Source organism: Acidovorax sp. BL-A-41-H1 (genome assembly GCF_051942715.1).
In genome coordinates, this window is record NZ_JBPVJQ010000005.1 from 414,317 (window position 1) to 427,271 (window position 12,955).

Below are 12,955 nucleotides of genomic sequence, written 5' to 3' on the forward strand. Positions count from 1 at the left end.
CCCCTGAGCCCGTTACTGCCGCCCGCAAGCACTACGCATTTCAGAAGTGGGGATGTGGTCGGCTCCTTTGCATGCATGCTTGATCGATAGCTCAATTGGGTGCCATTGATGGCGGCGACGGTGTTCTTATCGGGTCTTCAGTTTTCAGCGATAGCGACAGGGGGGGCGCCGCTGACCTGGTAGCGCCGCTTTGATCGGCACCCAGGCCATGGAGCCAGTCCGATTGAAGCTGCATTGCCTGACGTCGCCACGCAGCCTCTCGATCAGCAAACTCGACGCCCCTAAGCCTGCCTCACGAAGCCTAAGTGTCCAGCTGGTCGCGTTTTCTCGGCTTTCTCATCAGCACATAGGCTGCAGGAATCACGAACAAAGAAAGCAGCGGTGCGGTCACCATACCGCCCAGCATGGGAGCCGCGATGCGGCTCATGACCTCCGAGCCTGTCCCGCTGCTCCACACGATGGGTACCAGGCCCGCCAGGATGACGGCTACGGTCATGGCCTTGGGGCGCACGCGCAGCACTGCACCTTCCCGGATCGCGTCCAGCAGCTCTTCCAGCGTGGGCTGCCTGCCGTCTGGACATCTCTCTGCGAGTGCGTGCTTGAGGTAGATGAGCATGACCACCCCGAACTCTGCCGCGACCCCCGCCAGAGCGATGAAGCCCACACCGGTGGCGATGGACAGGTTGTAGTTCATCAGGTACAGGAACCAGATGCCCCCAGTGAGCGCGAATGGCAGCGTCGCCATGATCAGTCCCGCCTCGCCCATGCGCGAGAAGGTCAAGTACAACAGCACGAAGATGATCAGCAAGGTGGCAGGCACCACGACTTTCAGGCGGGCATTGGCCCGCTCCAGGTACTCGAACTGACCTGAGTACGTGATGCTGACCCCGGGCTCCAGCTTGATCTGGCGGCCCACCGCATCGCGCAGGTCATTGGCCACCGATGCCAGATCGCGCCCCCGCACATCGACATACACCCAGCCCGATGGGCGGGCGTTCTCGCTCTTGAGCATGGGGGGGCCATCGGTGATGGAGATGCTGGCCACCGTGCCCAGCGTGATCTGCTGCCCCATGGGCGTGGAGATGGGCAACTGGGCCAGGCGTTCCGGGGAGTCGCGCCACTCACGCGGATAGCGCAGGTTGATCGGGAAGCGGGCCAAGCCCTCGACCGTTTCAGACACGTTTTCACCACCGATGGCCCCGGAGACCACGGCCTGGATTTCGGACACGTTCAGCCCGTAGCGCCCTGCGGCCGTGCGGTCGATGCGGACATCGACGTAGCGCCCCCCCGTCAGGCGCTCTGCCAACGACGAAGTCACTCCCGGAATGCCCTTGGCGACCTGCTCGACTTGGGCAGCGATCCCGTCGATCACCTTCAGGTCGTTGCCGGTCACCTTGACCCCGATGGGACTCTTGATGCCGGTGGCCAGCATGTCAATCCGGTTGCGGATGGGTGGAATCCAGATGTTGGACAGGCCAGGAATCTTGACGGCCTTGTCCAGCTCCTCGATCAGACCCTCGGGCGTCATTCCTGGACGCCATTGGTCTCTGGGCTTGAGCTTCACCGTGGTCTCGAACATTTCCAGCGGTGCCGGATCGGTTGCGGTCTCCGCGCGGCCAGCCTTGCCGAAGACGCGCTCGACCTCGGGAACCGTCTTGATCATCCGGTTGCTCAGTTGCAGAAGCTCCGTCGCCCGCTGTGCCGACAGGCCCGGGAGCGCCGAAGGCATGTACAGCAGATCGCCTTCATCGAGCCTGGGCAGGAACTCGCCCCCCAGCCGCGAGAGGGGCCAGATCGTGGTCGTCAGCGCCAGCACGGCGATGACCAGTGTGGATTTGGGGCGGTGCAGAACCCATTCCAGGCAAGGCCGGTACACGGCAATCAGCGCGCGCGTGATCGGGTTCTTTTGCTCATCTGGGATGCGGCCCCGGATCCAGTAGCCCATCAGGACCGGGATCAGCGTGACCGAGAGGGCCGCAGCTGCGGCCATCGCGTAGGTCTTAGTGAACGCCAGCGGTCCAAACAGGCGACCTTCCTGTGCTTCCAGCGTAAAGACGGGCACGAAGGACAAGGTGATGATGAGCAGCGAGAAGAACAGCGCGGGGCCTACCTCCTCGGCGGCTTCGGTGATTACCTTCCAGCGCTCTTCCCCCACCAGTTGGCGGTCGGGATGCTTGTGCTGCCAGGCCTCCAGCTTCTTGTGGGCGTTCTCGATCATCACCACGGCCGCATCAACCATGGCGCCCACTGCGATCGCAATGCCACCCAGAGACATGATGTTGGCGTTGATGCCCTGGTAGCGCATCACCAGAAACGCCGCCATGATCCCCAGCGGCAGAGAAATGATGGCGACCAGTGCCGAGCGCAGGTGCCAGAGGAACAAGACACAGACCACAGCCACCACGATGAACTCCTCCACGAGTTTGGTGGTGAGGTTCTGGATCGCCCGCTCAATGAGCGCACTGCGGTCGTAGGTTGTGACGATCTCCACGCCCTGGGGCAGGCTGCTTTGCAGCTCGCTGAGCTTGGCCTTGACGGCTTGGATGGTTTCCTGGGCATTCTTGCCCGAGCGCAGGACCACCACGCCACCGGCCACTTCCCCCTCGCCGTCGAGTTCGGCGATGCCGCGCCGCATCTCCGGTCCGATCTGCAGCGTTGCGACATCGCCCAGGCGCACGGGAATCCCGGCGCGCGACACCAGCGGGATGGCCCTGAAGTCGTCCAGCGTCTTGAGGTAGCCGCTGGCGCGCACCATGTACTCGGCCCCGGACAACTCCAGCACCGACCCTCCCGTTTCCTGGTTCGCTCCCAGGATGGCATCACGCACCTGCCCCTGGGTCAGCCCTTGGGCTGCGAGCTTGATCGGATCGAGCACCACCTGGTACTGCTTGACCATGCCGCCCACCGACGCCACTTCCGCGACATTGGGCAGGCTCTTGAGTTCGAATTTCAGGAACCAGTCCTGCAGGGCCCGCAGCTGGGCGAGATCGTTCTTGCCGGTGCGGTCCACCAGCGCATATTGGTAGATCCAGCCGACCCCGGTGGCGTCGGGGCCGAGCGACGATTTGGCCGTGGCGGGTAGTCGCCCCTGCACCTGGTTCATGTACTCCAGCACCCGGGAACGTGCCCAGTACAGGTCCGTGCCGTCCTCGAACAGGATGTAGACAAACGAGTCGCCAAAGAACGAGAAGCCGCGCACCGTCTTGGCGCCCGGGACGGACAGCATGGTGGTGGCCAGCGGGTAGGTCACCTGGTTTTCCACGATCTGCGGCGCCTGGCCGGGGTAGGAGGTGCGGATGATGACCTGGACATCCGACAAATCGGGGAGCGCGTCCACGGGGGTGCTGCGCACGCCCCACACGCCCCAGGCCGTGAGCATCACGGTCGCCAGCAGAACCAGGAGTCGGTTCGCCACCGACCAGCGGATCAGACGTGCGATCATGGCTTGATCCTTTCCACGGCAGTGATCACGAAGTCCTTGCCTTGCTGCTGGAAGGTGAACTTGACCTGCTGCTCCGGTTTCAGGGCCTTGGCCAGCTCTGGGTTTGCCAGCTTGAATGGCATGGTCATGCCGGGCCACTTCAGTTCAGGCACGGCCTCGTGGGTAAGGGTCAGCTCGGTTGGCGTGACCTCATCGACCACCCCTCGCACCGTAAAGCTCTTGGACGCCGGAGCCGCAGAGGCCGAGGAACCCTGTTCAGCGATGGGTTGTGCGCTGCTGCCGGGAGGTTGAGCGGGCATGATGCCTCGCAGGCTGGCTTCCGAGTCGATCAGGAACTGCGCCGAGGCGACCACCTGCTGCCCTGCGGTGAGTCCGCTTTGAATGACGAGTCGGTCATCGATTTCCGCGCCAAGTTGTACCTGGACGGGGTGGTACTTGCCGGGGCCGTCCACCACGTAAACCAGTGCCCGCTTACCGGTTCGGATCACCGCTTCACTGGGTACCAGCAGCGCCGGTTGGGTGCGTCCCGCCAGGACAATCTGCCCGGACATGCCCGCCTTCAGGCGCTGGGTGGGGTTGGGAAGCTCCAGGCGCACGCGCACCGTGCGGGTGTCCCGGTTGGCCTCTGGGAGGATGCTCACGACACGGGCTTTGAGGGTTTCGCCCGGAAACGCGGCCAGGCGCACCTGGGCGTCCTGCCCCAGTTGCAAGGGACCGCTTTGCGCTTCGGGAACGGCCGCTTCGATCCAGACGCTGGCCAGACCGTTCACGCGCACCAGGCTGGCCCCCGCAGAGACCGTCATGCCCTGGCGCACCATCAGTTCGGCCACCATCCCTGCTTGTGGGAAGGTCACCGTGTAGCGGCCCTGAGGTTCGCCCGTGCGCTCCACCTGGGCCACGAGCGAGGCAGGCATGCCCAGCAGTGACAACCGATGACGCGAAGCGGCCGTCAGCGACTCTTCCTTGAGCGCCCGGACAGCGAGGAACTCGCGCTGCGCAGCCACCCACTCAGGCAGCAGTAAATCGGCCAATGGCGCGCCTGCGGCCACCACGTCACCCGGGGCCCGGGCATAGACACGCTCCACAAATCCTGCAGAACGCGCCTGGACGATACTCACATCCCGGTCATTGAGCTGGACCGTGCCCAGCACGTCCACATCGGATCCAATGTCGCGCTGCTCCACCGTGGCGGTGCGCAGGCCGAGGGCTTGCACCGCTTGTGCCGAGACATTCAAACCGGTGCTTTGTTGTGCGTCCTCATCGGCGTACTTGGGAACCAGCGCCATGTCCATGTAGGGCGACTTGCCTGGCTTGTCGAACTTCTGCGTTGGCACCATGGGGTCGTACCAGTACAGCACCTTGCGGTCGGCCTTCGCCGCTTCTGCCGATGGAGGGGTAGCGCCAGATGGATGACTGCTCGCAATGCGCCATTGGGAGACGCCCCAACCGAGGGCAATGCCAGCAGCCACCAGTGCCACGGCCACAGTGGTCTTCTTGAAAACGGTATTGGTCATGTGGTTCTCCCTTCAGTCCGCGATCAGGCTGTTCAGACGGGCAATCACGGTGTCCCGCTGCGCCTGCAGATCAATGAGCCGCCAGTGCGTCTCCCGCACTTGGGCCCTGGCCGCCAGCACGGCGCTCAAGTCGCCTTTGGCAGACTGGTAATTGGCCAACGCGAGTTCGGCACGCCCCTGTGCCAAGCCCATGCCCGCCGATTGCAGCCGCTCGATCTGACTGTTCAGTGCCGCCAGCTCTGAGGCGCTGTCCTCCAGCTCCTGCAGGTGCCTGCGGGTCACGTCTTCCTGCTCGGCGTCCAGGCGCTGCAGCTCCAGCTGCTTGGCCTTGATCTGGGGTCCCTGGCGCCGCTCCTGTTGCCAGGGAAGGTCAAAGGTCACCTGGAAGGACACCATGTCGCCCCAGCGTCGGTCGCGGCGGCTGTAGGCGACTTCCCAGGACCAATCACCCTTGGTTTCTGCTTGGGCTTCGCGCGTTTCCGCCAAGGCCATGGCCTGCATGGCGGGGTACTGCGCAAGTTCCGCGTGGCGGTGTACCTCAGACCGCAGTTGATCCAAGGGGCGGCTCAGCGGCCCAGGAGTTCCCTGTAGCGCCTCGTCGGCGCGAGCGCCAACCCAGCGCCGCAACATCGCCCTGGCCTTGGATCGGTCCCGCTGCAGATCGTCCCTGCGATCCGACAGCGCAAGCGCCTCCTGCCTGGCCATCAGCAGGTCTGCGGCCTGGGCCGTGCCTCCGGCGATGCGGGCGGGCAGGCTGTCCTGCAGGCGCTGGTTCTCACTCAGTAGACCGGTGAGTACCTGGTCACGTTGCTCGATAGCCTGGGCCAGGATCCACGCTTGACTCAGTTCCTGGCGGATCTGCAGGCGCTGGACCGCCAGGGTGGCGCGTTCGCGTTCCACCTTGGCCTCGGCACCGGCGATCTGGGCATCGCGCTTGGCCCGGTTGGGCACCTCCTGCATCAGCGCCAGGCGCTGCATGGTCATGGACTCACGCGTGAGGCTGAAGCGGTCCATGCCGCTGATGGGAAAGTTCTCGATACCGACCGAGAGCTTGGGATCCGGCAGCGTTCCCGCCGACTTCTGGGTACTGCTGGCTGCGTCAATCTGCAGCCGCTGGGCCGTGATACGAGGGCTGTGCTGCTCCGCCAGATCCAAGGCTTCGGCAAACCCCAGGGCGTGGGCCTGGTTGCCTGCAAGGCCGATGCCGGCCAGCAGGAATCCGAGAGCGCAAAGGCGCAGATGGTTGAGGTTGCGCACACGGATGCGCGGCGAGAGAGGATGAATGCGCAGTTGCGCAGGCAGGCGCTCGCAGGGAGCGCCGAAGGAGATGTTGGGCATGATAGTCCTCGAAATGAAGGGGCACGAAGTCAGACCTGCGCGCACGCTGCAAGGCAGCGCACACGCCGTGCACGTTCAATTCCGAAAGACCTGATGGGTCAGATAGATGGGGGGAGAGCCCGCTCGACTGTCCAGCTCTGCGTAGACAGCCCGAGGGTCAATATGGCGTTCTGAGTCCAGGATCACGGGCAGCACATAAGCAACCCAGATGGCGTGAGCCGCGAGCGCCTGCAGATCGAGACCTTGTAGCGAGGGGGAGGACAAGCTGTCGCCATCACAATGGGCTCGACACAGCTGAGGATCTTGCTCATCCATGGTTCCCGCCATAGCGTGGCAATCGGGCATGGAGGGCATGCCGACTGAGTCTTCCATGGCCATGCCCGCTTTTTGCATCGATGCCGCATGGGCTGCGGAGTCCAGCTTGGGACAGGCATAGGCCGCCAACGCGAACTGCATCAGAAGCAACACCGCGACCAGAACGCTGGTTATCCAGCGTCTTTGGCGCAACACGGTGTTCCTGACAGCGATCATGGTGCGAATGGTATCCAGAATGCCAGTCACGGACTTAACCCAGATCAAGTCCGTGCAAGCGGCCCCTCCTCAGCCCTTGCGCAGCCGCAGCGCGTTGGTGATCACCGACGCAGAACTCAGGCTCATCGCCAGGGCCGCAATCATTGGCGACAGCAGCCATCCGGTGAAGGGATACAGCAGCCCTGCGGCGATCGGGATGCCCAGCGCGTTGTAGAGGAAGGCAAACATCAGGTTCTGCTTCATATTGCCCACCGTCGCCTCCGACAATTCCCGCGCAGTGGAAATCCCTCGCAGATCGCCCTTGACCAGGGTGACCTGTGCGCTGTTCATCGCCACGTCGGTGCCGGTGCCCATCGCGATCCCCACATCCGCCTTGGCAAGGGCGGGCGCGTCGTTGATCCCGTCCCCCGCCATGGCGACAACACGGCCTTCGGCCTGCAGCCGCGACACCAGGGCCAGCTTGTCCGCAGGCTTGACTTCGCCATGGACCTCATCAATCCCCAGTTTGGCCCCCACCGCCTTGGCGGTGGTCATGCCGTCGCCCGTGGCCATGACAATGCGCAGTCCCGCCGCATGCAAGGTCGCCAGCGCTTCCGGCGTGCTGGCCTTGATGGCATCCGAGACCGCCAGCAGGCCTTGAAGCTGGCCATCGGCCGCCAGGTACATCACGCTGGCGCCTGTGGCGCGCAAGGCCTCTGCCTGCGCAAGCAGCGGGTTCGCTGAAACCCCAACCTGCTCCATGAGGACCGTGTTGCCCAGGGCGAGCTGGCGTCCAGCGACCTGTCCGCGCACCCCGATGCCCGAGCCGGACTCAAAGTCCTCGGGCTTGTCCAGGGCGAGCCCCTTGGCGCGAGCTGCCTGGACAATGGCATCGGCCAGCGGATGCTCGCTGCCTTGGTCCAGACTGGCCGCCAGGCGCAGAACCTCATCCTCGGACAGACCGGGCATGGCCACTACACGTTCGAAGGAGGGCTTGCCTTCGGTGAGCGTGCCTGTTTTGTCCACGATCAGCGTGTCCACCTTGCGCAGGTTCTCGATGGCTGCCGCGTCCCTGAACAGCACGCCGCTGGTCGCCCCCCGGCCTGTGGCCACCATGATGGACATGGGAGTTGCCAGGCCCAACGCACAAGGGCACGCGATGATCAGCACCGCAACTGCATTGACCAGGCCGTAGACCCAGCGTGGCTCCGGACCGAACAGGCCCCACGCGAAGAGTGTGAGCAACGCGATACCCACCACAGCCATCACGAAGTAGCCCGCCACCTGGTCGGCCATGCGCTGCATGGGGGCCCGTGAGCGCTGTGCCTGCGCAACCATTTGAACGATCTGCGACAGCATGGTGGCGGAGCCCACCCGCTCGGACCGGATCACCAGTGCCCCGTTGGTATTGAGCGTGGCACCGATGACGGCATCACCAGGCCCTTTGACGATGGGCACCGGCTCGCCAGTGAGCATGGCTTCGTCCACCGCGCTGCTCCCCTCGACCACCACACCATCCACAGGAACCTTCTCGCCAGGCCGCACGCGCAAGAGGTCTCCCACATGGACATGGGACAAGGGAACATCACTCTCCTGACCGTTGGCGTCAATACGCCGCGCGGTCTTGGGGGCCAGGCCCAGCAGCGACTTGATGGCGGCCGAAGTCTGCGAGCGCGCCTTCAGCTCCAGCATCTGACCCAGCAGCGTGAGCGAGATGATGACCGCTGCAGCTTCGAAATACACCGCCACGCGCCCCATGGCCTGGAACGAGGCGGGAAACACCCCCGGCGCAACGGTCGCGACCACGCTATAGACAAATGCTGCGCCCGTTCCCAGACCAATCAGCGTCCACATGTTGGGACTGCGGTTCACGACCGACTGCGCACCGCGCAAGAAGAAGGGCCAGCCCGCCCACAGGACGATGGGTACCGTCAGCACCAGTTCAATCCAGCTCTGTGTGACCATCTCGAACCACTGCAACCGGTGCCCAAGCATGGCCAGGACGGTAACCACCACAGTGAGAGGCAGCGTCCACCAGAAGCGATGCCGGAAATCCACGAGCTCGGCGTTTTCTCCCTCATCCAGCGTGGGCAGCATGGGCTCCAGTGTCATGCCGCACTTGGGGCAATTTCCAGGATGGTCCTGTTGCACCTCAGGGTGCATGGGGCAGGTATAGGTTGTGCCCGGTTGCGCCGCTTCGGGCTCAGGCTGAGGCGCGCGCTCGCTGATGGGAGTCGAGAGAAACTTTTGCGGCGCTTCCATGAAGCGTGCTTTGCATTTGGCGCTGCAAAAGTAGTAAGGACGCCCTTCGTGCTCTGTCGAGTGATGCGATTGTTCCGTCACATCCATACCGCAGACAGGATCCTTTAGTCCCGTCGTGGGCAACGACACATGCGTGTGATGCCCTTCATGATGCTGGTGGTCATGATGGACGTGTTCGTGCGGTTGCGCATTCGACATGGATAGCCTCCCTGGGTGTTTTGGCCGTGCAAGATTACTTCTTGCTCGAATCGACGTTGTGGGAGCCGTGCCCCCCGTGTCCGTGGAAAAGGTGCATCAGGGGGCAAGCCAGCAAGAGCAGATACGGCCAGTAGCCCGCGACATGCGACCAGTGCTCTTTGAGAAGAAAAAACATGCCAATGAAAGCGAGCATGACGACTGCGCCAATCAGTCTCTTTCTGCCCATTGAAGCGCTGGCCTTATCCGATTGTCCTGTACTGTGATCGTGGTTCATGGTTTTCTCCATATGAGGTCGTCGAGACAGTGACGAGCCGTATGGAAACAATAAGGCTTAACACGGTGGCAATGTCAAACTGATGACAAGTCCTCTTGACGTGGATCATGTGCCTGCTCAGCCCCCATGCGCACTGCAAACGGCGTCTGAGTAACGCTGCCCTGATTCCCCGACAGCGGTCCAAGGGTCAGGGCAGCGATCGCTGAGTACAGAGAACTATTTCGTGGGTGCTGTGGGTTGCTTGCCATTGCGAACGAGAAACGCATCCAGCACAGCGATTTCCTTTTTTTGCGCGGAAATAATGTCCTGGGCCATGCTGAGTAGTTGGGGATCTTTTCCATCGCGCAATTGGCTCTGCGCCATGTCGATGGCACCTTGATGGTGGATGCGCATCATTTGCGCGAAATCCACATCGGGATTGCCTGACGTCTTCACGGACGCCATCTTGTCGTTGTTCTCTTTCATCATGGACTTAATGTCCATCTTGCCTGCAGGCATCGTCTGATCCATGGCAGCGCCTTTCATGCCAGCGTGTGGGGCAGACTGGGCGTGCAACGACAAGGGAACCACCAACGCGCATGCAAGAAAGGCGGTTGCCGAGACGGTTTTCGAGGGTGGGTGCAGAAATCTCATGGTGGGCTCCTTGAACAGCGTCAATCTGCGTGGGCCATGGCGGCACATTCTTGAGCGCATTTGTGGCAAGCGGCGGCACATGCCTTGCAATGCTCGGCTTCGTGCCTAGCGCACTCATCGCCGCAGGCCTTGCAGATCTGCGCGCACAGCGCACAAATCGCCTCGGCGTATTCGCTTCGGCGCGCCATCACATCGGCAGCTAAGCTGCAAGCGGCCGCACAGTCCGCGTCCAGCGCAATGCAGCGGGCCATCATCTTGACGTCCTCCTCCTTGAGGCACTCTGCGAAACACTGATGGCAAGCCGTCGCGCACGACCGGCAAGCATTGATGCAAGACATGTAGGGGTTCGGGGTGTGAATCATCTGGATCTCCTGATAGGTTTGGATGGCTCAAAAAGTTGAACTTGATCCTACGCAGCGGGCTGCAAGGAGCATCCATCTTCCGCCGCGAGAAGCATTCGGTTCTGTAGGCTCGCGCCGACGATTGACTCAGCCTTCGAGCAATTTGCCGCAATTTCGGTGCAAGATGACGAAGAGGTTTCACGGTCGTAATCTAGATGTCACATTCGACCAAGTAGTCTTCGCCAAGGCTCTTTGTTACGCCTATTCGCACGGCTGCCGTCCAATCACAGCCCTTCAAAGCTGACGTAACCACCATGCAGTGCACTACGGGCCCAGCTGTGGTACCTCTTACGCCACAAGGCGTCAGCGCACACGCGACGATCGGATGCCAGAAAGAACGCCAGATGGTTCGGCTTCCCCAGTGTTTGATCGCGCAGCGAGCATGCGGCCTGCGGCATCGACTTTGATCATGGCCAATCTTGGATGGCTCCAGTAGCGCGTTTTTCCATCCTCCGTCGCAACTCTGGTGGCCGACGCTTCAACGCGCACCTCGTTGTCGGTAGGTGCGGCAAACGTGGTCGCAGACGCCAGCGACGCTGCTGCGACCAACATAGACACAATCATCTTTTTGTACATGGTCTTACTTTCCTCATCAGTCATTAAAACGTCAGCTGGGCCGACGGCTACACGCGGATACAAGACATCAATGGGCGGCGTGTGGAAGAGGATTTTGGGCTACGGGGACGAACGAGAAGCTGTAGTGCGGATGACGTTTTCGAAATATACGGAACATGCAATGTTCATCGGGTGCTTCATCCCGGTGAGGAGACATAGACCGTATCTCGAACCAAATCCCTCTGCACTTTTCACCTCGCCCCAAACCTGTCAAAAGCGTAATCGGGAGGTCACCGCTTCGTAGGGGTGCGGGTTCTAGACTTCTCTCCGTGGCGCAGAAAAACGCCACCTGGATGGACCATATCGGGCATCCGGCGCCACAGGAGACCATCATGAAAATTCGTACTGCCATCCTCGTCGCCAGTCTCGCTGCATTCGCTACAGCGTCCTTCGCTACTTCGGTCTACCACGCAAGCCCAAGTCAGGAAGAAGGCGTGAGTCTGGCCCCCGACCACCTGGGCAACGCAGTCAGCCGTCAAGCTGTCGAAAGCACCGTACTGGCCGCGCAAAAGGACGGTTCTCTGTACTGGATCAGCCGTGGTTACCCGGCTACTTATCCGCTCGTCCCTGGCCCCAAGCTGACAAAGACCCGCCAGCAAGTCTTGGATGAGTTGCAGGCCGCCAAGCGCAATCCCGTGACCAGCGATGGCATGCGCGATCTCGGAGGCGAGGCAGGTTGGGTCAACGCCAGCCAACTGCCCTGAACCCCGAACCATCCCCACTCCCGCGAATCTCCAAGACCGGCCTGCGGCTGCACTCAAACCATCTCCATTTATCAAGAAGGAAATCCCATCATGAAACTCAAGTCCACCCTCATCGTCCTCTCTCTTATCGCAGCCCCTGCATTTGCTTCGGACCAAGTGGTCAGTAAGACGCGCGAGCAAGTCCGTGCTGAATTGGCGCAGGCTCAGCAGAGCGGCGACATGCTCGCCTTTGGCGAATCGGGTCTTACGCTCAAGCAGATCAATCCTGGCGCCTATCCCGTGGCTACTTCGACTCAGGTCGGCAAATCCCGAGAGCAAGTGCGGGACGAGCTGGAGCAGGCTATCCGTACAGGCGACATCATGGTGGCCGGTGAATTCGGCGTCAAACGCAATGAACTGATGTCAGGCCGCTATCCCATCGTGACAGGCAAATCGCTGAAGACACGTGACCAGGTAAAGAGCGAGCTGGCACGCGCCATCCGCGAAGGCGAAGTCGTCGCTGTGGGCGAAGACGGCCGCAAGCTCAACGAAATCTATCCGGACCGCTATCACGCAGCGCAGCATGCGGCCATGGCCACCACCTCGGACGAATCCTCCAAGGCGCCACGGTTTCAGTGAGTTTTCCCAGGGGGTCAGCGGCTGAGCTGGAGGAGCCTTGCCAAAAAAGGGCCGCCTCCAGCTTGAATGCAAAGCATGCCCACGGCCCCGACAGCAGGTGCGCACGACCGTTGTCTTACAACTCGCTCAGGATCAGACCTGCATGTTCATCACATCGGTGTAGGCCTGGACAATTCGATTGCGGCTTTGCAAGGTCGCCTGGAACGCAATATTCGACTTGACTCCAGCGAGCATGGTCCCTTCCAAGCTGACCGTGGGGTTGCCAAGTGTGACCTCTCGACTCAGCCGACCCGATTCACCTTGCAATTGGCTTGTGATTGTCAGCGCCTGCTTCATGGCGTCTAGAAAACCGCCCCCTTGGATGCTCGGTGCTGTGGACACAGAGTTTCCCAACAAACCGACTGGCGACAGAGCATCCAATGGCTTGGTAGTGACGTTCATGTCGA

The 12,955-nt window shown here is 62.0% G+C and carries 12 protein-coding genes; 2 read left to right on the forward strand and 10 right to left on the reverse strand.

What is annotated here, in order from left to right:
* Positions 1–301: 301 nt before the first annotated feature.
* From ACTPOI_RS13030 to ACTPOI_RS13070, 9 genes are all read right to left on the reverse strand, one after another.
* On the reverse strand, positions 302–3,442 hold the full coding sequence (locus tag ACTPOI_RS13030; protein ID WP_440109436.1) for an efflux RND transporter permease subunit: 3,141 nt from the start codon (positions 3,440–3,442) through the stop codon (positions 302–304).
* Complete coding sequence (locus ACTPOI_RS13035; RefSeq protein ID WP_056419591.1) at positions 3,439–4,956, reverse strand: efflux RND transporter periplasmic adaptor subunit; 1,518 nt, start codon at positions 4,954–4,956, stop codon at positions 3,439–3,441. The genes ACTPOI_RS13030 and ACTPOI_RS13035 overlap by 4 nt, the downstream gene beginning before the upstream one ends.
* A gap of 12 nt (positions 4,957–4,968) precedes the next feature.
* Entirely contained in the window at positions 4,969–6,294 is a 1,326-nt protein-coding gene (locus ACTPOI_RS13040) for a TolC family protein (protein ID WP_440109438.1), read from the reverse strand.
* Between the two features lie 75 nt (positions 6,295–6,369).
* Positions 6,370–6,855: a hypothetical protein gene (locus ACTPOI_RS13045; RefSeq protein WP_231940668.1), complete on the reverse strand. Its 486-nt coding sequence runs from the start codon at positions 6,853–6,855 to the stop codon at positions 6,370–6,372.
* Between the two features lie 39 nt (positions 6,856–6,894).
* Positions 6,895–9,264, reverse strand: a complete 2,370-nt coding sequence (locus ACTPOI_RS13050) for a heavy metal translocating P-type ATPase (protein WP_192424945.1) — start codon at positions 9,262–9,264, stop codon at positions 6,895–6,897.
* Between the two features lie 34 nt (positions 9,265–9,298).
* A complete protein-coding gene (locus ACTPOI_RS13055; RefSeq protein WP_055402945.1) occupies positions 9,299–9,490 on the reverse strand; it encodes a DUF2933 domain-containing protein in 192 nt (63 codons plus the stop codon).
* Between the two features lie 264 nt (positions 9,491–9,754).
* Positions 9,755–10,171, reverse strand: coding sequence for a DUF305 domain-containing protein (locus tag ACTPOI_RS13060; protein ID WP_069106281.1), 417 nt, complete (start codon positions 10,169–10,171; stop codon positions 9,755–9,757).
* A gap of 20 nt (positions 10,172–10,191) precedes the next feature.
* A complete protein-coding gene (locus ACTPOI_RS13065; RefSeq protein WP_069103138.1) occupies positions 10,192–10,533 on the reverse strand; it encodes a four-helix bundle copper-binding protein in 342 nt (113 codons plus the stop codon).
* 342 nt (positions 10,534–10,875) lie between these two features.
* Entirely contained in the window at positions 10,876–11,148 is a 273-nt protein-coding gene (locus tag ACTPOI_RS13070; RefSeq protein WP_156779031.1) for a hypothetical protein, read from the reverse strand.
* 371 nt (positions 11,149–11,519) lie between these two features.
* Between ACTPOI_RS13070 and ACTPOI_RS13075 the strand changes: the two genes are divergently transcribed.
* On the forward strand, positions 11,520–11,891 hold the full coding sequence (locus tag ACTPOI_RS13075; RefSeq protein WP_082836304.1) for a hypothetical protein: 372 nt from the start codon (positions 11,520–11,522) through the stop codon (positions 11,889–11,891).
* A gap of 90 nt (positions 11,892–11,981) precedes the next feature.
* Positions 11,982–12,509 carry a DUF4148 domain-containing protein gene (locus ACTPOI_RS13080; RefSeq protein WP_069103139.1) on the forward strand — a complete coding sequence of 176 codons (528 nt, stop codon included), beginning with the start codon at positions 11,982–11,984 and terminating at the stop codon, positions 12,507–12,509.
* 132 nt (positions 12,510–12,641) lie between these two features.
* On the opposite strand, the gene ACTPOI_RS13085 is transcribed toward ACTPOI_RS13080, so the two are convergent.
* Positions 12,642–12,950 (reverse strand): flagellar hook-basal body complex protein FliE, encoded by a 309-nt coding sequence (locus ACTPOI_RS13085; RefSeq protein WP_055401387.1) that lies wholly within the window; start codon positions 12,948–12,950, stop codon positions 12,642–12,644.
* Positions 12,951–12,955: the final 5 nt, after the last annotated feature.